This is a genomic window from Shewanella sp. 0m-6, from assembly GCF_052977325.1.
This window is the reverse complement of sequence record NZ_JBRIMD010000017.1, coordinates 16,569-41,336: the sequence shown is the minus strand read 5'-3', so window position 1 is coordinate 41,336 and position 24,768 is coordinate 16,569. Positions and strand designations below refer to the sequence as shown.

General features: G+C 41.7%; 16 protein-coding genes and 1 tRNA gene. 14 read left to right on the top strand and 3 right to left on the bottom strand.

Going from position 1 to position 24,768, the window contains the following annotated elements; all coding sequences use genetic code 11:
* Positions 1–44 precede the first annotated feature (44 nt).
* The 5 genes from ACVBJC_RS13720 (at position 45) to ACVBJC_RS13700 (ending at position 10,269) form a co-directional block, all read left to right on the top strand.
* Complete coding sequence (locus ACVBJC_RS13720; RefSeq protein ID WP_447161327.1) at positions 45–1,064, top strand: YCF48-related protein; 1,020 nt, start codon at positions 45–47, stop codon at positions 1,062–1,064.
* A 9-nt stretch (positions 1,065–1,073) separates the two neighbouring features.
* On the top strand, positions 1,074–3,377 hold the full coding sequence (locus ACVBJC_RS13715) for an efflux RND transporter permease subunit (RefSeq protein ID WP_447161326.1): 2,304 nt from the start codon (positions 1,074–1,076) through the stop codon (positions 3,375–3,377).
* A gap of 261 nt (positions 3,378–3,638) precedes the next feature.
* The gene (locus ACVBJC_RS13710; protein ID WP_447161325.1) at positions 3,639–8,483 is read left to right on the top strand and encodes an NAD-glutamate dehydrogenase; all 4,845 of its coding nucleotides are present in this window, start codon (positions 3,639–3,641) and stop codon (positions 8,481–8,483) included.
* A 59-nt stretch (positions 8,484–8,542) separates the two neighbouring features.
* On the top strand, positions 8,543–9,562 hold the full coding sequence (gene pyrD / locus ACVBJC_RS13705; RefSeq protein ID WP_447161324.1) for a quinone-dependent dihydroorotate dehydrogenase: 1,020 nt from the start codon (positions 8,543–8,545) through the stop codon (positions 9,560–9,562).
* Positions 9,563–9,735: 173 nt separating this feature from the next.
* Positions 9,736–10,269 carry a cell division protein ZapC gene (locus tag ACVBJC_RS13700; protein WP_447161323.1) on the top strand — a complete coding sequence of 178 codons (534 nt, stop codon included), beginning with the start codon at positions 9,736–9,738 and terminating at the stop codon, positions 10,267–10,269.
* Positions 10,270–10,643: 374 nt separating this feature from the next.
* Here the strand turns inward: ACVBJC_RS13700 and ACVBJC_RS13695 are convergent, their stop codons facing one another.
* On the bottom strand, positions 10,644–11,243 hold the full coding sequence (locus ACVBJC_RS13695; protein WP_447161322.1) for a peptidylprolyl isomerase: 600 nt from the start codon (positions 11,241–11,243) through the stop codon (positions 10,644–10,646).
* Between the two features lie 662 nt (positions 11,244–11,905).
* Between ACVBJC_RS13695 and rlmKL the strand changes: the two genes are divergently transcribed.
* The 5 genes from rlmKL to rmf all read left to right on the top strand — a co-directional run bounded on the left by rlmKL (position 11,906) and on the right by rmf (position 18,609).
* Positions 11,906–14,041, top strand: coding sequence for a bifunctional 23S rRNA (guanine(2069)-N(7))-methyltransferase RlmK/23S rRNA (guanine(2445)-N(2))-methyltransferase RlmL (gene rlmKL / locus ACVBJC_RS13690; protein ID WP_447161321.1), 2,136 nt, complete (start codon positions 11,906–11,908; stop codon positions 14,039–14,041).
* The gene (locus ACVBJC_RS13685) at positions 14,031–14,267 is read left to right on the top strand and encodes a glutaredoxin family protein (protein WP_447161320.1); all 237 of its coding nucleotides are present in this window, start codon (positions 14,031–14,033) and stop codon (positions 14,265–14,267) included. The genes rlmKL and ACVBJC_RS13685 overlap by 11 nt, the downstream gene beginning before the upstream one ends.
* Position 14,268: 1 nt before the next feature.
* Positions 14,269–16,188: an ABC transporter ATP-binding protein gene (locus ACVBJC_RS13680; RefSeq protein WP_447161319.1), complete on the top strand. Its 1,920-nt coding sequence runs from the start codon at positions 14,269–14,271 to the stop codon at positions 16,186–16,188.
* Positions 16,189–16,369: 181 nt separating this feature from the next.
* A complete protein-coding gene (locus ACVBJC_RS13675) occupies positions 16,370–18,244 on the top strand; it encodes a DUF3466 family protein (RefSeq protein ID WP_447161318.1) in 1,875 nt (624 codons plus the stop codon).
* A 188-nt stretch (positions 18,245–18,432) separates the two neighbouring features.
* Positions 18,433–18,609: a ribosome modulation factor gene (gene rmf / locus ACVBJC_RS13670; protein ID WP_202289406.1), complete on the top strand. Its 177-nt coding sequence runs from the start codon at positions 18,433–18,435 to the stop codon at positions 18,607–18,609.
* 120 nt (positions 18,610–18,729) lie between these two features.
* On the opposite strand, the gene fabA is transcribed toward rmf, so the two are convergent.
* A complete protein-coding gene (fabA, locus tag ACVBJC_RS13665) occupies positions 18,730–19,245 on the bottom strand; it encodes a bifunctional 3-hydroxydecanoyl-ACP dehydratase/trans-2-decenoyl-ACP isomerase (protein ID WP_447161317.1) in 516 nt (171 codons plus the stop codon).
* 67 nt (positions 19,246–19,312) lie between these two features.
* Positions 19,313–21,019 carry a S16 family serine protease gene (locus ACVBJC_RS13660; RefSeq protein WP_447161316.1) on the bottom strand — a complete coding sequence of 569 codons (1,707 nt, stop codon included), beginning with the start codon at positions 21,017–21,019 and terminating at the stop codon, positions 19,313–19,315.
* Positions 21,020–21,257: 238 nt separating this feature from the next.
* On the opposite strand from ACVBJC_RS13660, the gene ACVBJC_RS13655 reads away from it, so the two are divergent.
* The 4 genes from ACVBJC_RS13655 (at position 21,258) to pgsA (ending at position 24,645) form a co-directional block, all read left to right on the top strand.
* A tRNA-Ser gene (locus ACVBJC_RS13655) sits at positions 21,258–21,348 on the top strand.
* Positions 21,349–21,555: 207 nt separating this feature from the next.
* Positions 21,556–22,200 carry a UvrY/SirA/GacA family response regulator transcription factor gene (uvrY, locus tag ACVBJC_RS13650; RefSeq protein ID WP_447161379.1) on the top strand — a complete coding sequence of 215 codons (645 nt, stop codon included), beginning with the start codon at positions 21,556–21,558 and terminating at the stop codon, positions 22,198–22,200.
* 19 nt (positions 22,201–22,219) lie between these two features.
* The gene (gene uvrC / locus ACVBJC_RS13645) at positions 22,220–24,049 is read left to right on the top strand and encodes an excinuclease ABC subunit UvrC (RefSeq protein ID WP_447161315.1); all 1,830 of its coding nucleotides are present in this window, start codon (positions 22,220–22,222) and stop codon (positions 24,047–24,049) included.
* 47 nt (positions 24,050–24,096) lie between these two features.
* Positions 24,097–24,645, top strand: a complete 549-nt coding sequence (gene pgsA, locus ACVBJC_RS13640; RefSeq protein ID WP_447161314.1) for a CDP-diacylglycerol--glycerol-3-phosphate 3-phosphatidyltransferase — start codon at positions 24,097–24,099, stop codon at positions 24,643–24,645.
* Positions 24,646–24,768: the final 123 nt, after the last annotated feature.

The window sequence follows — 24,768 nt, the reverse complement described above, 5'->3', positions numbered from 1 at the left end:
ATAAAAGAGGGGCGCAAGCCCCTCTCTATTTAAAGGAAGTTTGTATGTCGTTTAGCATGCTTCGATTAATCTCAATATTGAGTGTATTAAGCCTTTTTCAGTCTTTTTCGTTACTAGCACAAGAGGCAACATTCGAACAACAAATACAGCCTCTTGCCGCAGACTCACTCGTTTTAGATATTACAAAAAATCAACATACCTTAGTTGCAGTTGGTGAGCGAGGCCATGCCTTTGTTTATCAAGATGCCTGGAAACAGGTTGAGACTCCCACACAAGCTTTATTAACCAAAGCGTTTTTCATCACGCCCAAAAAAGGTTGGGCGGTAGGGCATGACGCCACAATTTTGCATACCGAAGATGCAGGCCAATCTTGGCAGTTGCAAATGCAGTCAGCAGAGATAGAAAAGCCATTGTTAGATATTTTATTCTTTAATGAGCAACAAGGTGTCGCAGTCGGTGCGTACGGTTTGTTTTACCGTACTGAAGATGGTGGAAACAGCTGGAACAGCGAATATCATCAAGAATTACTATTCGAGGAGGATGTCGCCTATTTAGAAGAGCTTAAAGCCGAAGATGAAGCATTGTACTTATCTGAGCGAAGTACATTATTGCCGCACTTTAACCGTATTATCCCGGTAACGGACGATATGCTGATTATGGTTGGCGAGCTTGGCTTAGTTGCCACCTCAGTTGATCAAGGTCGCAGCTGGATTAAACAGGATTTTATCTACGAAGGTTCATTGTTTAACGCCGCTATTGTCGATGACACTGCATATGTAATGGGCCTTAGAGGCAATGTTTTTACCTCTGACTTAACTCTTATTGATTGGAGAAAAGTAGCGCTTCCAGTTGATTCCACCATTAATGCAGGTATTAAGTTGGGCGAGGGCACATTACGGGTTATTGGTAATGCAGGAGTCATTATCGATATTTCAGCCTCTGGTGAAAGCCAGCTAGTGGAGCAACGACAGGGTGAAAATCTAGTCGCTATTGCTGAAGACTCAGAAGGAAACTTATGGGTCGCAGGTAATAAAGGTCTCATCAAATTAGAACAAAAAAAATAGGACCTTACTATGTTAGATAAATTAGTTAATGGATTTGAATCTTATCTATTTCGTCATAGAGCTTTTGTCATATTTCTATTTGCTATCGTAACCCTCTTTTTAGGCTTACAAGCAAGTAACCTAAAAATGGATGCGGCATTTGTAAAGAATATCCCGCTTAATCATAGTTATATGCAGACCTACCTTAAGCACCAAAAGCAATTTGGTGGTGCTAATAGCATTATGGTGGCAGTCGAAGATACTAGCGGTGATATCTTTAACGCTAACTTTTTTGATGCGTTAAAGAACGTACATGACCAACTGTTTTTTATTCCCGGTGTAGATAGAGCTCAGGTTAAATCGCTGTTTTCTCCCTCGACTCGGTTTACTGAAGTGGTTGAAGATGGTTTTGCTGGGGGGCCTGTTATTCCTGCAGATTTCTCAACCACAGAGCAGGGCTTAAAAATTGTTCGTGGAAATATTGAAAAGGCAGGCATTGTTGGTCGTTTAATTGCTGAAGATTATTCAGCGGCCATGGTTAGCGCCCAATTAATGGATTTTGACCCACAGACGGGTGAGGCGCTTGATACCTTAGCATTTGCCGCGCAACTTGAAAAAGAGTTACGTGAGCAGTATGAAACTGATGACATAAAAATTCATATTATCGGTTTTGCAAAGATGGCTGGTGACGTGGCTGATGGCGCAAAAGGTGTGCTGCTGTTTTTCTTAATAGCCATCCTAGTGACGGCAGTCATGGTGTACTTCTTTTCAAAATCGGTTGCACTGACTATTTTACCGCTTGTTTGTAGTTTAATCGCGGTTATTTGGCAATTAGGCTTATTAACCGTTGTTGGTTTTGGTTTAGATCCAATGTCGATACTCATACCATTCTTGGTATTTGCGATTGGTGTCAGCCACAGTGTGCAGATGATCAATGCGGTGAGGAGGCGGGTAACAGACGGGCAAACGACGAAAGCTGCGGCGGCATTAGCCTTTAGAAGCTTGTTGATCCCAGGTGGTGTCGCATTGCTATCAGACACCATTGGTTTTATGACACTACTGGCCATTGATATTGGAATTATCAGAGAGTTGGCTATTTCTGCATCGCTTGGTGTCGCTGTCATTATTTTAACCAACTTAATGTTATTGCCGCTGCTTATTTCATTTACTACAGTAACGCCAAACAAAGATGCGCAAAATGCACAGTCGAGTAAAATCTGGATAACACTATCAAATTTTGCCACGCCAAAATATGCGGTTTGGGTGCTTATCATTACAGGGATCCTTTACGGAGTGGGCCTACAGCAGGCCAACAAGATGAAGATTGGTGATCTGCAAGGTGGCGCGCCAGCTTTGCATTTAGACTCTCGATATAATCAAGATACGTTTTTTATTACTGATAAGTTTTCAATTACTACCGATGTCATGACCATTATTGTGGAAGCATTCCCTGAGGCGTGTACTTATCACTCGGTATTGACGCAAATAGATGACTTTGAATGGCAAGTGAGTAATACCCCAGGCGTTGAGGCGACAGCGAGCCTGGCATCTGTCGCTAAGCGTGTTAATGCTGGTTTTAACGAAGGTAACCCTAAATGGAGTGTATTGCCGCGTACAACTGCGAGTTTGGTACAAGCCGTTGGACGGGTTCCTACAACTTCAGGTTTACTTAATAGCGACTGCTCGGTAATGCCTGTGTATCTGTTTCTTAAAGATCATAAAGCTGAAACCATAGAAGTTGTTATTGATAAAGTTAATCAGCTTAAAAAGCAGATGGATAACGATAAGATCCAATTTAAGTTAGCATCTGGTCCTGTTGGTGTGATGGCTGCAACTAATGAAGCGGTAGCTGAAGCGCAATTGCCTATGATGTTATATGTCTATGGTGCGGTCTTTATTCTTTGCCTAATTAGCTTCCGTTCATTACGTGCCACGATTGCAGTGATTTTACCGCTATATGTAGTGTCTACATTAGCTCAGGCATTGATGACTCAGCTTGATATTGGCCTTGCGGTAAGTACTTTGCCTGTTATTGCACTCGGTGTTGGTATCGGGGTCGATTACGGGATCTATATTTTATCGACGATGGCGGTTCGTTTAAGAGACGGCATGCCAGTTCAGCAAGCATATTATGAAGCATTAGTTGAACGCGGGAGTGCGGTTATTTTCACCGGCCTGACTTTGGCAATAGGTGTGAGTACTTGGTTCTTCTCGGCGCTTAAGTTCCAAATGGACATGGGAATATTGCTAACATTTATGTTTTTGGTAAATATGTTGGGGGCAATAATTATCCTACCGGCCATCGCCGCGATGTTTTGGCGGCAGCCCAAGTAGAATCGACTAAAGAGGAGCATTAGCTCCTCTTTTTTTATGCATAAAAAAACGTTATATACGATTGTTATGTCATCAGTGTGAATAAAATCGGTACAAGGTTAATATTGATGAGGATGTACCACTAAAATAGTTCTCGAAATATAGGGGATTTAGTAATAAACTTCGCGCTATGACCTAGGTCACAGAAATAGCTCAGGTCCGTTTGATAAGCATCCATAAAAATTAAAAAGCGCTGCCATAGCCCCCTAAGGAAATAGCAACATGGCCTTGAAAGATGCAATGCCTTCAGTACTGCTCGAAAATGTAGTCAACCTAATTCACGCTAAAGTACCCAATTCACAAGCAAAACAAGTAGAACAGTTCGCTACTTGCCTCTATGCGCACATGTCAAAAGATGACCTCAACGCGCGTAATGACAGTGACCTATATGGTGCTGTTTTGAGTCAATGGAATGCACTAAATAAGACCGCCGTCGGGGATGGTCATATTAGAGTATTTAACCCTAGCCAGTCTAAGCATGGTTGGCAGTCAAGCCATTCAATTATTGAGATCATTCAACCCGACATGCCATTTCTTGTTGATTCTGTTGGCATGGCAATTAATCGTCTCGGTATTACGGCACATATGATGTTGCATACACCGATGGCAATTGAGCGAAAAGACGGCTCAGTGACGCATGTAAGCTATAGCTCAGATGATCAAAGTAATGTTGATAAAGTCGCTGTATTTCTAATTGAAATCGATAGACAAAGTAGCGACGCTGACATTAAAGCACTCACTAAAGAGATTGAATCGGTAATTGGTGACGTAGGCGCCGCGGTCAATGACTGGCAAGCTATGTCTACTAAGCTTTGCGATACAATTGCTGAGCTCGACGAGCGTCCGTACCCTGGCACTAAAGAAGAGCTTAACGAAGCGAAGAACTTTTTATCTTACCTAAATGATCACCACCTCACCTTACTTGGTTATCGTCGCTATGATTTGCATAAAGTTGAGGGTGATTTAGAGTTAGTCGCTGATAAGTCGACCAGTTTAGGTTTAATGACTAAATCAGCCAAAGCTAAAACAGAAACAGGCTTACTGCTGTCTAATTTCTCTGAAAGTGCCCGTAAAGAAGCACTTGATAAGAGTTTATTAGTATTAACCAAGAGTAGCGAGAAAAGCCGAGTTCACCGTCCTGCTTATGTTGATTATATCGGTGTAAAGCGTTTTGATGAGCAAGGTAATGTGATTGGTGAAGACAGATTTATAGGTCTTTACGCATCTAACCTTTATAACCGCAGTCCTCGTGAAATTCCGCTTTTAGCTCAAAAAGTTCAACGTGTACTCGACAACTCCGGTCTTACCCCACGTTCGCATGACTATAAAGCACTGATGCATATCCTTGAGACCTTGCCACGTGATGAGCTTATTCAAGCAAGTGTTGAACAGTTAGCCTCAATTGCTCATGGTGTTTTAGAGATGCAAGATCGCGACAAACTTAAATTGTTTGTCCGTAAGGATGGCTTCGGCCGGTTCTTCTCTTGTCTCGTTTATGTCTCAAAAGATAGATATAACACTAAATTACGTGAAGATACTCAACGCATCCTTGCTCAACACTTTAATAGTTCAGAGGACGTTGAATTTACAACTTATTTCTCAGAGTCTACTTTGGCAAGAACCCATTACATCATCAAAGTTGACAACAATAATATGGACGTCGATGTGGCAGCGATAGAGAATAATTTGACTGAAGCAGCTCGCTCTTGGGAAGATAAACTTGCAAGCGCTGTATACAGCGCTCAAGGTGAAGAGTTAGGTAATAGCCTAATTAAGCGTTATGTAGACGCGTTCCCACGTAGTTATAAAGAAGATGTGTTACCAAGTTCATCAGTGGTTGATATTCAGCACTTAGAAGAACTTGATGATGACCATAAGTTGGGAATGCTGTTTTATCAGCCGCAAGAGACTGCTCTCAATAACAGCAAAGTTCGCTTAAAACTTTTCCATAAAGATGAGCCTATCCATCTTTCTGATGTGTTGCCTATGTTAGAAAACTTCGGCTTACGGGTTATCAATGAGAGACCGTACGAAGTTAAAACAGCTGATGGAGCGACTTACTGGATCTTAGATTTCTTGATGACAACCCAAAATGTTGCCTCAGATGATTTAGCAGACAGTCAAGAACGCTTCCAAACTGCCTTGTCTCAAGTATGGAAGAAAGAGCTTGAAGACGATGGCTTTAACCGCTTAGTACTGTCTACCGGTTTAACTGGCCGTGAAGTTTCTGTGCTGCGTGCATATGCTAAATATATGCGTCAAATCGACTCTACATTTAGCCAAGCTTACATTGAAGAAACATTCTCAAGCTATCCGCAAATTGCTGATCTGCTAGTTAAAATGTACATACGAAAGTTTAATCCTAAGCTGAAAACACGGACACTAAACAAGTTTATAGAGCAGATAGACATTCGTCTTGACGATGTATCTAGCCTAGATGATGACCGTATCATTCGCCGTTATCTCGATTTAATTAATGCGACCAGTCGTACTAACTTCTATCAGTTAGCTGAAACGGGTTTACCTAAAGCATACATTTCATTCAAGTTTGAGCCAGCATTGATCCCTGAGATGCCTAAGCCTCTGCCTAAGTATGAAATCTTTGTCTATTCACCACGCGTTGAAGGTGTGCACCTTCGTGGCGGTAAAGTGGCTCGTGGTGGTCTACGTTGGTCTGATAGACGTGAAGATTTCCGTACCGAAGTACTGGGTCTGGTTAAAGCGCAGCAGGTAAAAAATACGGTTATTGTTCCTGTTGGTGCAAAAGGTGGTTTTGTTTGTAAACAATTGCCAACGGATGGCGGTCGTGAAGCTTTCTTCGCAGAAGGACAAGAGTGCTATCGTCTATTTATTCGTGGCTTACTTGATATCAGCGATAACATCATCAATGGTGAAGTGGTTGCCCCCGAAAATGTGGTTAGACACGATGAAGACGATCCGTATTTAGTTGTTGCGGCCGATAAGGGCACGGCAACCTTCTCTGATATCGCCAATGAAATCGCTATCGAATATAACTTCTGGTTAGGTGATGCATTTGCCTCCGGTGGCAGTAACGGCTACGACCATAAGAAAATGGGTATTACCGCACGTGGTGCGTGGGAATCGGTTAAACGCCATTTCCGCGAGATGGGGGTTAATTGTCAGACGACTGATTTCACCTGTTTAGCAGTAGGCGATATGGCGGGTGATGTATTTGGTAATGGCATGTTGTTATCTAAGCACACTCGTTTAGTTGCTGCCTTTAACCACATGCATATCTTTATCGATCCGAATCCTGATGCTGCGACTAGCTATGTTGAACGTGAGCGTTTATTTGCGCTACCTCGTTCAAGTTGGGAAGATTACAACCAAGCGCTTATCTCTAAAGGTGGCGGCATATTCTTGCGTTCTGCTAAGTCAATTCCGTTGTCTGCAGAAATGAAGAAAATGCTGGGTAGTCAAAAAGCGTCAATGGCGCCACTTGAGTTACTCAAAGAGCTACTTAAGATGCAAGTTGATCTTATTTGGAATGGCGGTATTGGCACATACGTTAAGGCGACAAGTGAATCGCATGTTGAAGTTGGCGATCGAGCTAACGACGCAATTCGTGTTAACGGCAATGAAGTTCAAGCTAAAATTATTGGTGAAGGTGGAAACTTAGGGTGTACCCAATTAGGCCGTATTGAATACTGCGCTAATGGTGGCCGTATGAACACTGATTTTGTTGATAACGTAGGTGGTGTCGATTGCTCTGATAATGAAGTTAACATTAAGATTTTGCTTAACGCTTTAGTCGCTGACGGTGAGATGACGCTTAAACAGCGAAATCGCTTGCTAGAAGAGATGACTGATGAAGTTAGCCGCATCGTACTGCAAGACTGTAAAGATCAGACTCGTACGATTTCGGTCACACAAGTACGAGGTGCGGAGCAACTAAAAGAGCAAGTTCGCTTCATTCACTATCTTGAGAAAGAAGGTAAGTTGGATAGGGCTCTTGAGTTCTTGCCAAATGAAGATGAGCTTGCCGATCGCCTAGTAAATGGTAAGTCTCTTACTCGTCCAGAGTTATCTGTACTTGTTGCTTACGCTAAGATGGTCCTAAAAGAGCAGTTGCTAACATCAGAAATTACTGAAGATAGCTTCTTAAGTCAGCTTTTAGTTGAGTACTTCCCTAAGCAACTGCAAGAGAAGTATATCGACAACATGGCTGCGCATCCGTTACGCGGTGAAATTATCGCCACGTCTTTAGCCAATGAATTGGTTAATGATATGGGACTTAATTTCGTTCAACGTATGCAAGATGAGACAGGTGCCTCAGTAGCAGAAGCTGCCATTTGTTATACTATGGCTCGCGAAGTATTTGGTTTAGCTGATTTAACTAAATCTATTACTGATTTAAATGGTGTTATTCCAGCCGTTGTACAGTGTGAAATGCTGCATCAGTTGCGCCGTAATATCCGTCGTGCGAGTCGTTGGTTCTTGCGTCATCGTAATCGTAGCTTGAATATTGAACAAACAATTGAGTTCTTTAAACCTGTATTTGATGAATTAAAAGCAAGTGTTCACCAATATATGGTTAATGAAGAGGTTGAGGGTATTCGAGCTGAATCGAACGCATTGATCAAAGAAGGTGTACCTGAAGATGTCGCTATGGTAGTGGCTAATGTCAGCACCTTGTTCTCTGCATTGGATATTGCACAAATCTGTGCTCTAGAAAACAAGCCCGTACCATTAGTTGCTGAAACGTACTTTAAGCTTGGTGCTAGTGTTGATTTACACTGGTTCCTTGAGCAAATTAGTGCGCAGCCTGTGACTAACCATTGGCAAGCATTAGCAAGAGCGGCCTTTAGAGAAGAGCTTGATTGGCAGCAGCGTTCATTAAGTTCAGTCGTTTTAAGAACTTGTACTGAAACATGTGATGCGAATAAGATCATTTCAGAATGGATTGAGTCAAATCAAAGCCTATTGGAGCGTTGGTTCCATATGCTTGCTGACTTCAAGACTTCGCAAAGCCATGAGTTTGCAAAGTTCTCTGTAGCCCTACGTGAACTTAATCTTTTGATCCTTCACTGTGAAGGTCAAAAGTAATCTGATTTAAATCAGAAGCCCTGGCAAATGCCGGGGCTTTTTTCGGTCTAGGAGAAAACATGTTTTATAAAATCGCACAAAAGTTCATGTTTCAGATGGATCCAGAACTGGCGCATAATTTCGCTATTGGCAGTTTAAAATCTACTGGTAATACGCCTTTAAATTGCTTTTATGCGCAAAATATCAAGCCAGCGCCTGTCACTATGATGGGACTGACATTTCCAAATCCAGTAGGTCTTGCCGCTGGCATGGATAAAGACGGTGAATGTATTGATGCATTTCATGCTATGGGTTTTGGCCATATTGAAGTCGGCACAGTAACACCGCGTCCACAGCCAGGTAATGATAAGCCACGCTGCTTTAGACTAAAGCCTGCTAAAGCGATTATTAATCGCATGGGTTTTAATAACAAAGGGGTAGATAACCTAGTTGAAAACCTCAAAGCAGTTAAGTCTAATGCGATGGTCGGCGTCAATATTGGCAAGAACAAAGATACACCTGTAGAGCTGGGTAAAGAGGATTACTTAATCTGTATGGATAAGGTGTATGCTTATTCAGCTTATATTGCAGTAAATATCTCTTCGCCAAATACGCCTGGTTTGCGATCGCTTCAATATGGCGATCTATTAGATGATCTGCTTGGCTCTCTAAAGGCAAAACAAAAAGAACTCGCTGAAAAACATGGTAAGTACGTACCCATTGCTTTAAAAATTGCACCAGACTTGTCAATTGAAGAGATTGAAAAAATCGCTGAAGCACTGATAAAGAGTGAATTTGACGCTGCTATTGCGACCAATACGACGCTAACTCGTGACGGTGTTAGCGGTTTGCTGAATGCTAATGAAGCGGGTGGGTTAAGTGGTAAGCCATTGAATTCATTGTCAACAATGGTTATTAAGCAATTGGCTGACTGTTTGAAAGGTAAACTTCCGATTATTGGCGTCGGTGGTATTAATGCGGCTGAAGATGCATTAGATAAATTAGATGCTGGTGCTGAAATGGTCCAGATTTATTCAGGATTTATTTATCAAGGACCAAAACTAATTAAAGATATTGTAGAAGCATATCGAATTAAGTAATCTGACTTCGATCTAATATTATTTATTAGATCATAAAACGATCATTAAGATCCGTAAAGGATCTCAGTGATCGTTTTTATTCCACTATTAATTATTATCTCGAATTAAATTTATTTTGATATTGGTGAAATAATCATCTATTATTCAATTGTATCTAAATAAAGGTAAACGTTATGTTATTAATGCCAAAAAGGGATTGGCAGTGGGGATATAATGAAGCGTACGGAGTATTAAGCGTTTCGTTAGGGGATGATATGGAATTTTTATCGCCTTATAAATTAAAATCCTTAATACCTGATGCCAAAGAAACAATGGAGTTTAGCGTAGAGCACGCTAAGTTCTATATTGACTTGGTCGACCGTTTATCAAAGTCCATGTCGTTAAATGATGCACTATTAGTGCAAATTGCATTGAATGCTACCGCTGCTCATTTCTTACTGAAACCTCAGATGCCTAAATCTTGGTTTTTTAATGTCTCACATCAATGTGCTTATAGTGAAGTGGGTAAACTCTTTCAGTTAACCACGAGTCAGCATACTGTCATTGCTATGGTTATCGAGTCTGGTTTGCAAGCCTCATTGGTGATGATTATGTCGACAGAATGTCGATTAACCGACTCTAAAAAGCTTGATCAATTTGACACGATAAAAGTGATGCATGACAGGCTTTCACCTATGTCAACTCAAAGACAAGTTAACGCAGCTTAGAACGATTCATAGCATTATTTACTCTTGAACTTAAGCTGTTTTTTGGCAGGATTTTCTCTACAGCCTTTAATAATTAGCCAAGATAACTAGCTTGGCTTGGTAAGTAGTTTGGCTTGATAACTAGCTTGTCTGATAACTAGTTTGCTTTGAAAATTAGCTTGGATAGTTTTGGGGGATTTTTATGCCGAGGAGACTTTCACGGTGCCTTGCTTATGAAAAGTCGAATCCAGTTGACTGTTAATCCATTAGATAGATTATTGGCCATCCAATAACAAAAATTGTTTGCCCGTTCCCTTAATGATTATGAGCCAGCATAACTGACGATAATATTAATGAGGCGCTTGCAGCATAATTAAACGCCTCATTATTACTGCTTAATTACTTGAACAACTCGTTTCAATAACTGAGTTAATCAAGATTTCTGATAAAGGTACGTCATTGGCTCCAGTTTTTACAATGCTTATTTGATCGACCACATCCATTCCTTTAATGACTTTCCCAAATACCGCATATCCATAATTTGAGGCAGAGGCATCAAGTTGTGGATTATCGAGTACGTTAACGAAGAACTGAGTCGTGGCAGAGTCCGGTGCGTTTGTGCGCGCCATTGCAATCGTGCCGCGTACATTGCTAATGCCAACATGAGCTTCATTAACAATTGCTTCTTTTCCCGGTTTGGCGACTAAGCCAGTGTTAAAGCCACCACCTTGGATCACAAAGTTGTTTATGCTGCGGTGAAATAGTGTTCCTGGGTAGTAATCACTATCGACGTAATCTTTAAAATTATTCCCTGTAATAGGCATATTGGTTAAATCGATGGCAAATGTCATCTCTCCCATCGTTGTAGACATGATATAGCAGGCATCGGCTTGTAGCTCAGGCACTTGTACTGGAGGCGGAGTTGTTTCATTACTATCGCTTCCGCCACAAGCGGTTAATCCAAGACAAAGTAGTAGAGGAAGTGTTGTTTTCATAAAAGTACTCACTTTTTAAAACTCGCACCACGCATGTAGTGAAAGTGTGTTTATTGTTATTTTTATGTGTAAATTGTGGGGCCAGTGTGATTTTATCTATTTCAGTCTATAGATCAATCAAATGCCGGTAATGGTTACAAAGTGTCGCATCTTGGTGTTAATAGAGGTAAGGCTTATGCGGCCAATGAGCTGGCGGCGTATGTTTTAACAATATACCCTTGCTGGTTCGGCGATCATGTATCTCTGGATATTTTTGGAGAGTGTCAAAACGGCTGGCCTTCTTTTTAGCTGTGTTCTAGTGGTGGCGGCTGGCAACGTTAGGCCTTGCAGTAAGTTATATTAAGCCAAGCTCAGCGCTGCTTATAAGTGTGCATTGCACGGCAGCTGGATATTTTGCAAGTATCTGCAAAAAACTTGGAACTCTATGAGGTGCTGCGAGATACATGATATGGTAAGTCTTTGATACCTGAGCAATACCTCAACTTCTAGAAGCCAAACTTTCAGTTTTTTTGCCGGTGATTTGAAAGAAACGAGTCAAGGCATATGTTGCCTCAATCAGTTGCTTAAGGGATTAAATTTCGCTTTAGCCAATAACTTTTATCATTTAGTAGTACTAACAGGTATAATGTCGAACTAATTTTTACTGTGTGTCGACTTAATCAATGTTAAATTTTTTTGCTGCAGCTCCTCGGGGCTATGAATATGCGTTATCACTTGAACTCGCTGAGCTTGGCGCTTCTAATATTAAAGAAAGTGTAGCGGGCGTTTATTTTTCTGCTTCGCTAGAGCTGGGATATCGTATTACGCTATGGTCACGCTTGGCGAGCAGAATCATTTTTGTCATTTATAAAGGTCCATGCGAGTCACCTGAGCAGCTATATAACGCCGCTTACGGTATCGATTGGCAGATGCAGTTTTCAAATCGCAGTACTTTTAGTATCGACTTCCATGGCTTGGGTGGTTTTATTAAGAACACTCAGTTTGGTGCGTTAAAAATTAAAGATGCGATTGTAGATCGTTTTCGCGATGATGATTTTTCTCGTCCAAACGTTGAAAGAGTTGATGCCGACTTTAGAATTGATGCCCACTTTAGACGTGGCGAGATCACTATTGGTATTAATTTCTCAGGTCCTGCACTACACAAGCGTGGATACCGTTCTACTACAGGTGAAGCACCACTAAAAGAGAACCTTGCAGCCAATATGCTGGTCCGAAGTGGTTGGCAGGCGGCACAAGTAGATTTGCTCGATCCTTTCTGTGGTAGTGGTACCATTTTAATCGAAGCGGCGATGATGGCTTGTGATATTGCACCTGGTATTCACCGTGAGCGTTTTGGTTTTGACCATTGGTTACCTCACAACAAAAAGGTATGGGAAGAGTTATTAAACGAAGCAAGTGCTCGCGCATCCATCGGTAAAACCCGTTGCGAAATTAAGTTCTACGGCTCAGACATCGATTCTAGACTCATTGCGCTTGCGAAGCGCAATGCTGAAAATGCAGGCGTGCTTGATTTAATCGACTTCAGCGTGGCAAACGCATTAGATATTAAGGTTCCAGCTGAATCTGGTTTCCTAATATCTAACCCACCGTATGGTGAACGTTTAGGTAATGTAACCTCATTGCTTCAGCTTTATTATCAACTGGGTGATAAGTTCAAGGCCGACTTCGGTGGCTGGAGTATCGCTATTTTAAATAGTGATGTAGAGCTTTTATCTGCACTTAAATTGAAAGCAGATAAGCAGATGAAGATGAATAACGGCGCTTTAGAGTGTGCGTTTAACCTTTATACTGTTCATGCTGAAAATACTCGTCGAGTCGATCCTACCAATATCAAGATTGAAGGTGATGTGAGTGACATCGCAGTGCCTTTTGCTAACCGTATTAAAAAGAACTTTAAGCAGTTAGAGAAGTGGGCTAAGAAAGAGGGTATTGATAGCTACCGTTTATATGATGCTGATCTGCCGGAATATAATGTTGCGGTTGATAAATACCTTGATTACGTCGTTATTCAAGAGTACTCAGCACCTTCTGAAATTCCAGAAGCTGTCACCAAGCGTCGATTAACCGACGTATTGATCTCTTTACCTAGTGCGATTGGTATTGACCCTAATCACATCATTTTGAAAACCCGTGAGCGCAAGAAGGGTACTAATCAATATGAGAAATTAGCCGCGAGTAAGCTTGAGCTCATCACGACAGAATATGGTGCTAAATTCAAACTAAACCTGAGAGAATATTTAGATACAGGCTTATTTTTAGATCATCGATTAACGCGTAAGTTAGTGGGTGAAAAATCAAAAGGTCGCAGTGTATGTAACCTGTTCTCATACACCGGCTCAGCATCGGTACACGCAGCTTTAGGCGGTGCGGCTTCTGTCACAACTGTTGACATGTCTAATACTTATATTGATTGGGCAAAAGAAAACTTCGCATTAAATGGCTTAAATAGCGATAAATATCAGTTTGTTCAGGCGAACTGCCTACAGTGGATGAAGCGCACACACGACAGGTTTGATCTGATTTTTATCGATCCACCGACCTTCTCAAACTCAAAGCGTATGGAAGACTCATTTGACGTGCTACGTGATCACGTGGATATGTTAGCGAATGTGTTTAAGTTGCTAAATCCGGGTGGAGAAATCATTTTCTCAAACAACAAGCGTAAATTTAAGATGGAAGTTGAGCAACTTGAAGCCTTTGGTATGTCAGTTAAGAATATTGATAGCCAAACTCTGCCAATGGATTTCAAGAGAAACCCGCATATCCATAATACTTGGCTAATTACTCATGCCAAGTAATGTTTCAGTAGTCTTGTTTCACACAGATGCTTGCCATCTGTGTGAGCTGGCAGCTGAGCTGCTTGAGCAAACCGATGTTGCTTATAGCATGATTGATATTTGTGATGATCAAAATCTAGCAGAGCAGTACGGCATTCGTATTCCTGTTGTCAAAATAGTCGACACCCAAAATGAACTAAATTGGCCGTTTGATCTCGCAGCATTAAAAAAATTTTTAGGAGCGTAAGTTGAGTCTAGTACGTATTAATAACGGCTCTTTAGCCTACGGTTACACCCCATTATTGCAAAAAGCTGATTTTACCATTGAACCCGGTGAACGTGTTTGTATCGTAGGCCGCAATGGCGCAGGCAAGTCTAGTTTGATGAAAGTATTGAGCGGTGATGTGCTGCTTGATGAAGGTGAGTTTAACATTGCCACTGACGTTAAGGTGAGCCGTTTACAGCAAGATCCGCCTAAAGCTGAACAGGGCTCTGTATATTCATATATTGCTGCTGGCTTGCAAGAGGTTGGAGAAAAGTTAGAACGATATCATCAACTTTCTCATGATGTCGGCACTGCGTCTCCAGATGAAATGGATCGAATGCTAAAGCAGATGGAACGTTTGCAAGATGATATCGATCATCTTAATGGCTGGCAGCTTGATAACCGCATTAATCAAAACTGTGAGCTATTAGGATTAGACCCCGACGCGGCACTATCTGAATTATCAGGTGGTTGGCAACGTAAAGTGGCACTAGCGCGTTCTTTAGTTAGCGATCCAGATCTATTGCTTCTTGATGAGCCGACCAACCATTTAGATATCGATACAATTGAGTGGTTAGAGCAGTTTCTACTGAGCTACCGTGGCGCGATAGTATTTGTCAGTCACGACCGTGGCTTTATTCAACGTATGGCGACTCGAATTGTTGATTTAGATCGCGGCGTAGTCACCTCTTGGCCCGGCAATTATCAAGCTTACTTAGATGGTAAAGCGGAATGGCTACGTGTTGAAGCTGAGCAAAATGCCCACTTCGATAAAAAGCTAGCTGAAGAAGAAGTGTGGATCCGTCAAGGCGTTAAAGCGCGTCGTACTCGTAACGAAGGCCGTGTTCGAGCACTTAAAGATCTGCGTGTAGAACGTATGGCTCGTCTTAATCGCCAAGGCGGTGCTAAAATGGCCGTTGCTGATACAGACCGCTCAGGAAAGCTCGTTTTTGATATTGAAAATCTTGAATACAATTTACCAGAGAAGAATCTGGTTAAGAATTTCAGTACAACAGTGATGCGTGGTGACCGTATAGCGCTAATTGGCCCTAACGGTTGTGGTAAATCGACGTTAGTTAAGTTGCTTATTGGTCAGTTAGAAGCACAATCGGGTAGTGTTAAAGTCGGTACTAAGCTCGAAATCGCTTATTTTGACCAATACCGTGAAGCATTAGATCCTGAAAAAACGGTTGAAGACAACGTTGGCGAAGGTAAGAAAACGGTAACGATTAATGGCCAAGACCGTCATATTTTAAGTTACTTACAAGACTTTTTGTTCTCGCCTATGCGCGCTAGAACACCGGTTAAAGCCTTGTCTGGTGGCGAGAAAAATCGTTTGTTGTTAGCACGTCTATTACTAAGACCTGCAAATCTTATTATTCTCGATGAACCAACCAACGATCTTGATATCGAGACCCTAGAATTGCTAGAGTCTCTGCTTGCAGATTATAAAGGTACCTTGTTGTTGGTCAGCCACGACCGTGCCTTTATCGATAATACCGTAACCAGTAGTTGGTGGTTTACCGGCAATGGCGGCTGGAGTGAGTACGTTGGTGGTTACGAAGATGCAGTTTCTCAAGGTGCAAGATTTTACTCTGAGGAACCTCAAGGCATAAATGCTGTCAAAGCTCCTGTTGTTGAAGTAAAGCCAGTAGTACAGTCTGTTGCTAAGAAAGTAGAAAAGAAACTTTCTTATCAATTACAACGCGAATTAGAGTCTCTACCTGCTTTGATGGAGCAGTTAGAGCAAGAACTTGAAAATTTACAAGCCATTGTCAGTTCACCTGAGTTTTACGCTCAGGAGCAAAAAATAGTGAATGAAAACTTGAAAGCATTGTCCGATAAGGAAAGTCAGCTTGAAAGTTGCTTTGAGCGATGGGAAGAGCTCGAATCATTGAAGTAATACTAATTAATTAGACTGATGGTGTGTTGAGGACAAAATGGGCTTATATACAATGTGGTTCGAATTACTAGCTTGCTAGTTATGAATTTACGATGTAACAAAGCCCATTTTAACGATTAAAAGCGGCCAGATGATTAATATGATTGGTATAAGCTAAAAATAAGAAATAGGAAGCGAGTTAATGAAGTTTAAGTTGGATAAAACCCTATCGTTAGTAGCTGTTGGTGTATTAAGCGTACTTCAAGGTGTTCAAGCTGCACCTGTTTATGAAATTATTAATATCGATCTAGACACTTATAACCTAAACGGCACTATTGATAACACGCGTAACGGTTATGGGATGGCCGTTAATATTAATAATGAAGCCGTCGGTGCCGCTAAAGGTAAAAAGAAACTAACGGTTTCTGAAGATGATGATGGTGTTATTGATATCGAAGACGGTGTTGCCGATTCTGAAACCATTACCTATTCAGTTAACCTTCCAATTATCGCAAATAATTTTACTTTCACTTCAAATGGTAACGCTTGGATCCCAACATTTGAAAGTGTTAACGGCACCACGCCGCCAGCTCTTCCTGAAGATGATGCGACAGTCAACTCGATTGATACTTTCTTCTACGATATCAATGATAGTGGCCTTCAAGTGGGCGCTATGACGTCAAAGCAGCAAACACTGCCTTATGATGGAAGTAATGAAGAACAAGAGTTTTGGTATTACCGTGATTATGAGCAGCGTGGCTTTGTAAAACAAGGAGCCGATGCCGAAATTGCGTTAATTCCAGCTTATTCCGAGTATGTCTATAAAGCGGGTGAGGCCGAAGAACAAACGATTATCGTTGGTGGTTTCTCAAGTGCTGCAGCCGTTAACGATAGCGGTTTAGTCGCCGGTTACGCCAGTACAGACATTAGTGATAATAGCGCAAATATCATCAATTCTTGTGTTGATAATAATAGCGATACCGCGCCGCAGAATATTTGTATTCAATCAGCACAATTTCCAAATCAATATGGTTATAGCGATATTCAATATCAGATCCGTGGCTATGTTTGGCAATATGAAGCAGGTAACAATACACCGACAGCGACCATGCTGCCATTAGGTCTTGAAGTGACTAATGACAGTGTTTATAGCGCACAGGGTCTTGGTGTAAATAATGAGGGCGTTGTTGCAGGTCGCTCTTATGTATACCGTCAAAATGATAAAGACAGATTATATTATGACGCAGCCTACTGGACTAAAGATGCTAATGGTGAGTACAAGTACAACTGGGTCAATGTCGATGAGGTTCGAGATGTGTATTCCTCTATCGCTTATGACATCAATGATGCCGGGATCTTAGTTGGTAGCTATAACAAATATATCGATGGCTACCGTAGAGATAAATTCTTCTACTTTGACACCAACACCCCAGAAACTGCACTGGTGACACCAAACGACTTTTATAACAATATCTCTGATTTAAGTAGCCGTGGCCGTGATATAAACAATAAGGGCCAGGTTGTTGGTTATATTGACACCACTCATGACAAGGAAAAGCCGCGTCCAAAGGCTGGTTTCCTGTATCAACTGCCAAATAGTGAGTTTCCTGATGGCGAGTTTAACAACGTCAATAATCTACTGACCTGTGAGTCGAAAGGTTATGAGAAGAACGCTGAAGGAAACTGGCAACGTCACCAGGTTGAAGTACAAGATGGTTCAGGCAAGACACTAACCTATAAGAGCGAAATCCTTGTTGTTGAAGGCAATAGCATCAATGAAGACGGTACGATTGTTGGTACGGCGTTTATCCGTAAGCCTTCTTATAAGTTTGATGATGACGGCAATATTGTAATCGGTGATAACGGCTTACCGTTTTTTGAGTTAAACGGCTATGGCGATCCTGTGACCTCTTTCTTACCACGTATGGTGGTATTACAGCCTGCAGTCTCAGGCGCAGAAGCGTGTACTGTTATTGATGATGATGGTAGCAATGACAACTATGAGCGTAAAGGCGCAGCTAGCTTTGCGTGGATCTTGATGTTGCCTCTATTGTGGTTTAGACGTCGATTCAATTGATATTGTTTAAGTAATCAATAATCGAGGCTACGGCCTCGATTTTTTTGCAATAAATTTGTAAGATATCTCAGTAGCTTAAATAATAACCGTATACAAGGCCGTTTTTTAGGATTGATCTCAACTTAAAAAAGCTTTATCAATGTAGGTGAAGCGTTAGCTTCTTTTGTTATCGAAGAGAGGGTGCTTGCATGAAAAGACAGAAAAGAGATCGATTAGATAGAGCTTTTTCAAAAGGCTTTCAAGCAGGAGTTGGAGGCCGGTCGAAAGAGATATGTCCCTATTCGACGCTTGATTCTAAATCACAATGGCTTGGCGGGTGGCGTGAGGGCATTGACGGTCGGCTGAGCGGCTTATTTAATAAGTAAGACTGAGTAACCTATTCTAATAAACTTTTCACTTTAACAATTGAATGATTTAAACAATATTATGCCCTCTGTTAAAGAGGGCATTTTTCTTTTAGCAATCTAACTTGGTTTTTGAGCGAATTAGAAGCTTGTTGTATCAGTAAATATACCGACTTTAAGATCTTTAGCGCTATAAATTTCTCTACCATCAACTTCCATCGTGGCATCTGCAATACCCATAACCAACTTACGATAGACCTTACGCTTAATGGTAAGCTTATAGGTGACTTTTTTAGCGTCAGGTAGAACTTGGCCTGTAAATTTCACTTCGCCAACGCCTAAGGCTCTTCCTTTGCCTTCCGCACCTTCCCAGCCTAAGAAGAAGCCTACTAGCTGCCACATCGCATCTAAACCTAAACAGCCTGGCATAACAGGGTCGCCTGCAAAGTGGCAGTCAAAAAACCAAAGGTCTGGGTTAATATCGAGCTCTGCAATAATCTCACCTTTACTGAATTCACCACCGTCAGAGTTAATTTTTAACACTCGGTCGATCATCAGCATATTGTCTTTTGGCAGTCTCGGAGAATTAGGCCCGAATAGTTTGCCAAGTCCACAGGCAATAAGATCTTCTTTGGTAAAACTATTTGCGTTACTCATTATTTTTGATACTCCAGCAATTTGAGCTGCCAAGGTTAGCGAACACGTGTACGCTAAACAACTCCGATCAGCTAGAAAATCTTAGTTTTTCGATCAATCTTGCAAAAAGACCTTTTTCTTCTTCCTGGTAGCCCGCCAAGCTTTCTAAGCGAGATTGTACTAATCCATAGATTGAATCGTCTGGAAACTGATTATCTTCATCAGCATTACCAGCCTGCGTCTGCATTAAGATCTCCACAGCTTCATCAATATGCTTTACTTGGTATAAGGTGAACTTACCCGCAGTAATGGCTTCAACAACATCGTGATGTAGATTCAGTTGTTGCATATTAGAGCTAGGGATAATCACGCCTTGTTGGCCAGTGAGCCCTCGACGTTTACATAGTTTAAAAAAGCCCTCAATTTTTTCGTTAACACCGCCGATGGCCTGTACATTACCAAATTGATCTATGGCACCGGTAGCGGCTAAACTTTGTTTAATTGGCTTTTCTGAAATAGCTGAAATTAAACTGCAATATTCAGCAAGAGAGGCACTGTCACCATCAATCTCCTGATAAGATTGTTCAAATACGATATTAGCATTGAGGTGGAGTGGGGCATCTTTACCAAAGATCCGGTACAGACATGCCGACAGGATCATCATACCTTTGGCATGAATATTACCGCCCAATTCAGACTTACGCTCAATATCGGCCACTTCACCATCACCGTAATGAACAGAAGCTGTGATTCTGGCTGGCTCACCGTAACTGAATTCTGCGTTTTCAATTACGGTCAACCCGTTAATTTGGCCTACGATTTCATCTTGAGTGGGTAGGTTAATAAATAGGTCATCAAAGTTTTGTGCAGAAAGTTGTTCAGATGCATTATGACGTTGGTTAATCATGGTAATACTGTGCAGTAATACCTGCTCTGAGATCTCATAATCTTGAGCATAGGCTTTGGCTTGAGCCAACAAGTGTTCAATATTGACAGCCATTAGACTAAGGCGCTGCTGATGGTCGGCAAGTTTTGCACTGTATTGCAGTAATAACAGTAAAGCAGAGCAAGTCAAACTGACATTAAGATTATTAAATATACTCGCTAACCAATGGCAGTACTCTAATGCTGAATGCTCAGTGAGATCTACCTCATTGATTAACTCCCCAAGAAGTGGGAAGTGCCTTGAAAAGCTAGGTTCACCTAACCAACAGCTACCATATTGATGGCTGGACCCAATCAGGATGATTTTGCAGTTTAATGCTAGAGCCGGTAACTGCGAGTGGACTTGATAAGTCTGTTTATCGAGGATCTCAAGCAATAGGTCCCACAAATTCTCCCTCTTCCAAAGGGAGTCCGCACAGATAAACAGATAATGACAGCTGGCAAGTAAGCCAGCTTCATAAGTTTGTGATTCACTATGGTAGCGACCGACTAAATCGACTTTACGTATTGAACCGGACAGATACTGATACTCGTGAGTCTTAGTCGCAAGGCGATTGTCGCTATGTTCATCATGCTCAACCCAAGCTGTAACTTTATCATCAAGTACTAAGCTAAGGGGAGGGAACTGGCCTTGTTCTTTTACTAAGGCATCGATAATCCGCTTTCGATTGCAACCAAAATAATCAGCTAAAAACATGTGCTGATTATCGGTTACAGTAAGTAGTCGAAATGCATCGAGACTGCGTTCTTGACCTAGAAGATCGGCCTTTGGGCTGGAGGTGAACGCCTGTTCAGCTGGAAGGTTGAAACTGGGAACAAGAGCAGAAGCAGGAATGACGTTTGAGTTCATAAAAGTATATGTCTATTTTTAGTAGGGTGATACTAGCACATTTTTCGACAGGCTTTGACAGTTAACGATTTGCCAGTGTGTTTAAGACAAGGGTTAACTTTCTCTAGGCTCATTTAAGCTGCCCAGATAACGGTTCTTATCTGTCGTCCAATAGTTAAGCGGTAGAGCGGGTTGAGTCGCTATTTTGTTGGAAATGGGTTTACAAGATTACCGGAAACGAATAATATCTACTTCGTTCGGAGAGATGGCAGAGTGGTCGAATGCACCGGTCTTGAAAACCGGCATGGGTTTATAGCCCATCTAGGGTTCAAATCCCTATCTCTCCGCCACATTTAGAAAAGGCAGCCTTATGGCTGCCTTTTTGCTTTTTAAATTAAGTCATTGTTATTTGGTGATATTTTCTGTGACTATCTCTATAGGATTAGAGCGATTTTACTTTCTATATGCAGTTAGATGCGATAAATTAACCTTTATAACATTATTGACTTGAATCTTTTTACATGGATTTAAATCAAGCATCTAAAGGTAAGACGGCTTTGATTTCTGTATATTTAGTTGATGACCATGAATTAGTGAGAACGGGTATTAGACGGATCCTCGAAGATGAACGAGGCATTAAAGTCGTGGGTGAGGCTGGTGATGGCGAAACCGCAGTCCAGTGGTGTCGAAAAAACGAAGCCGACGTGATTTTGATGGATATGAATATGCCGGGTATTGGTGGGTTAGAAGCAACTCGCAAAATTCTTCGCTTTCAATCCCATGCTAAGATAATCGTACTTACTATTCATACAGAAGACCCTTTTCCTACAAAAGTGATGCAAGCAGGTGCTTCTGGCTATTTAACAAAAGGGGCGACTTCACCAGAGGTTCTACAAGCCATTAGACAGGTTGCTCATGGGCAAAGGTATTTGTCACCAGAAATCGCACAGCAGATGGCACTGAGTCAGTTTAACCAATCTGAAGAGAACCCTTTTAAGTCTTTATCAGAAAGAGAGCTGCAAATAATGCTGATGATCACCAATGGTGAAAAGGTGAGTGAGATCTCAGAGCAGTTAAACCTTAGCCCCAAAACGGTCAATAGCTACCGATACCGCTTGTTTGCCAAGTTAGGTATTGGGGGAGATGTAGAGCTGACTCGTTTAGCTATTCGATATAAAATGTTGGATACAGGACAATTTTAAATAACTGGCTTACAAATTTATGCCTGAAGCGTTTAATGCAAATGAGTTTTTAAAAACAGTGACATCATCACCCGGTGTTTATCGGATGTATGACGCCAAAGCTGTTGTGATTTATGTGGGGAAGGCCAAAGACTTAAAAAAGCGGCTTTCCTCCTATTTTCGCAAAAACCTCGCCAATGTGAAAACCCAAGCTTTAGTGTCACATATCGCTAATATTGACGTGACGCTGACACACAGTGAAACTGATGCGTTAATTTTAGAAAATGACTATATCAAGCAGTACATGCCTAAATACAATGTATTGCTACGAGATGATAAATCCTATCCATACATTTTACTCAGTAATCATAAGCATCCACGCTTAGCCTATCACCGTGGTCCCAAACGAGATAAAGGTTTGTACTTTGGGCCTTATCCCAATGGTGGCGCGGTGCGAGAAAGCTTGCACTTAATGCAGAAACTCTTTCCCATAAGGCAATGCGATGACCTCTATTACAAGTCACGTTCACGTCCATGTTTGCAATATCAAATAGGTCGTTGTAGTGCGCCTTGTGTAGGTAAGGTGTCTGCTGAGGATTATCAAGAGCAGGTGCGGTTGGCAACCTTATTTTTAAAAGGTAAAGATCACCAAGTTATGTCTGTTCTGGTGGGTAAAATGGAGCAAGCGGCCAGTGATATGCGCTATGAGCAGGCGGCACTCTTTAGAGATCAAATTACCGCATTAAGACGGGTGTCAGAGCAGCAAGAGGTGTCGAATGCCACTGGTGATATGGATGTTATCGGCGCTTACTATGCATCCGGCGTAGCGTGTTTTCATCTGTTATTTATTCGGGAAGGAAAAATATTTGGCAGCCGCAGTTATTATCCGAAAGTACCTGTTGATACGGAAGTCTCAGAAGTTTTACGCTCGTTTATGCTGCAGTTCTACCTAAACTCGGATAGCCAACGCATAACACCGAAAGAAATTTTGATCAGCAATGCTTTCGAAGAACAAGCAGAATTGGCCGAGGCGATAGAGGCCGCGCAACATAAGAAAGTGGAAATAAAGACTCAGGTTCGTGGTGAAAGAGCCAGTTTCTTACGCCTAGCACTCACTAATGCGACTAATGCAGTCAATACTCGCTTATCCCATAAAAACACGGTAGAGCAACGTTTCTTATTGTTAGAAGAAGCAATTGAGTCGACCAATAAAATCCAGCGAATGGAATGTTTCGATATTAGCCATACTATGGGAGAGAGCACGGTAGCATCTTGTGTGGTGTTTAATCGAGAGGGACCAAGCAAGGCTGATTATCGGCGCTATAATATCTCTGGTATCACCCCTGGTGATGATTATGCTGCGATGAAGCAAGCTATTAGTCGTCGTTTTGACAAAATCAGTAGCAGCGGGAAAATTCCCGATATTCTGTTTATCGACGGTGGTATAGGGCAGTTGCGGATTGCTCAAAAAGTCGTAGATGAAAAGTTTGTGGCACTGGACAATGCCCCAACGTTAATTGGTGTCGCTAAAGGCGAAGGACGAAAGCCAGGTTTAGAAACATTAATCTATGGCGAGAATGAGGAGTCATTCACTTTACCTGCAGATTCTGGCGCGTTACACCTAATCCAACACATTCGTGATGAGTCCCATCGCTTTGCGATCACAGGGCATCGTAATAAAAGACAAAAAACGCGTAACACTTCAACGTTAGAGTCCATCGCTGGCGTTGGTCCTAAGAGACGTAAAGCTTTGTTGCAATATTTAGGTGGTTTGCAAGAAGTGAAAGGCGCAAGTGTGTCTGAATTGGTAAAAGTTCCCGGTATTAGCTTAGAAATGGCACAAACGATACATGATGCATTGCGAGGGTAACAAAATTAAGGCAAGATTGGCGCTGCTTTTGAATATTAGGTTCTACAATGCCGTTTAACATTCCTATTGCGTTAACACTTTTCAGGTTAGCTCTGCTTCCTGTTTTTGTTGTACTTTTTTATATACCAGAACCCTGGTCTCCTTTTGCCGCTGCATTTGTCTTTTGGCTCGCAGCAGTGACTGACGCACTAGATGGTTACGCTGCGCGAAAGTTGAAGCAATCGACTCGTTTTGGTGCTTTTCTTGATCCCGTTGCCGATAAAATCATGGTAACAACGGCGTTAGTCTTACTTATTTCCGAATACAGCAATATTTGGTTAACATTACCGGCTTTATTTATGATTGGCCGCGAAATAGTCATTTCAGCATTGCGTGAATGGATGGCTGAGATAGGTAAACGAGGTGCAGTTGCCGTTTCTTGGATTGGCAAGTATAAAACCGCTGCTCAAATGGCGGCCATTACCGGTTTAATTTGGCAGCCAAACGAGTTGATAACTTATGCAGCTTTCGGCTTGTTCTATATTGCAGCTGTACTGACATTTTGGTCAATGGTAAGTTATATTTTGGCCGCTTGGGCCGATTTAACTGCGGAATAGCTCGTTAAAGGGACAATGAGATCAATAAGTGGGCAAACAGTCATTTATCGATAAATATAGCGTTGACTCTTGGTATTTTATCGGTAGAATGCCATTCCGTAGTCAAGGGGAAGCGAACTAAGC

What these genes read in the sequence shown, in the direction of transcription:
- ACVBJC_RS13720 (WP_447161327.1), top strand. Translation starts at nt 45, where the DNA reads ATGTCGTTTAGCATGCTTCGATTAATCTCAATATTGAGTGTATTAAGC.
- ACVBJC_RS13715 (WP_447161326.1), top strand. Translation starts at nt 1,074, where the DNA reads ATGTTAGATAAATTAGTTAATGGATTTGAATCTTATCTATTTCGTCAT.
- ACVBJC_RS13710 (WP_447161325.1), top strand. Translation starts at nt 3,639, where the DNA reads ATGGCCTTGAAAGATGCAATGCCTTCAGTACTGCTCGAAAATGTAGTC.
- pyrD (WP_447161324.1), top strand. Translation starts at nt 8,543, where the DNA reads ATGTTTTATAAAATCGCACAAAAGTTCATGTTTCAGATGGATCCAGAA.
- ACVBJC_RS13700 (WP_447161323.1), top strand. Translation starts at nt 9,736, where the DNA reads ATGTTATTAATGCCAAAAAGGGATTGGCAGTGGGGATATAATGAAGCG.
- ACVBJC_RS13695 (WP_447161322.1), bottom strand. Translation starts at nt 11,243, where the DNA reads ATGAAAACAACACTTCCTCTACTACTTTGTCTTGGATTAACCGCTTGT.
- rlmKL (WP_447161321.1), top strand. Translation starts at nt 11,906, where the DNA reads ATGTTAAATTTTTTTGCTGCAGCTCCTCGGGGCTATGAATATGCGTTA.
- ACVBJC_RS13685 (WP_447161320.1), top strand. Translation starts at nt 14,031, where the DNA reads ATGCCAAGTAATGTTTCAGTAGTCTTGTTTCACACAGATGCTTGCCAT.
- ACVBJC_RS13675 (WP_447161318.1), top strand. Translation starts at nt 16,370, where the DNA reads ATGAAGTTTAAGTTGGATAAAACCCTATCGTTAGTAGCTGTTGGTGTA.
- rmf (WP_202289406.1), top strand. Translation starts at nt 18,433, where the DNA reads ATGAAAAGACAGAAAAGAGATCGATTAGATAGAGCTTTTTCAAAAGGC.
- fabA (WP_447161317.1), bottom strand. Translation starts at nt 19,245, where the DNA reads ATGAGTAACGCAAATAGTTTTACCAAAGAAGATCTTATTGCCTGTGGA.
- ACVBJC_RS13660 (WP_447161316.1), bottom strand. Translation starts at nt 21,019, where the DNA reads ATGAACTCAAACGTCATTCCTGCTTCTGCTCTTGTTCCCAGTTTCAAC.
- uvrC (WP_447161315.1), top strand. Translation starts at nt 22,220, where the DNA reads ATGCCTGAAGCGTTTAATGCAAATGAGTTTTTAAAAACAGTGACATCA.
- pgsA (WP_447161314.1), top strand. Translation starts at nt 24,097, where the DNA reads ATGCCGTTTAACATTCCTATTGCGTTAACACTTTTCAGGTTAGCTCTG.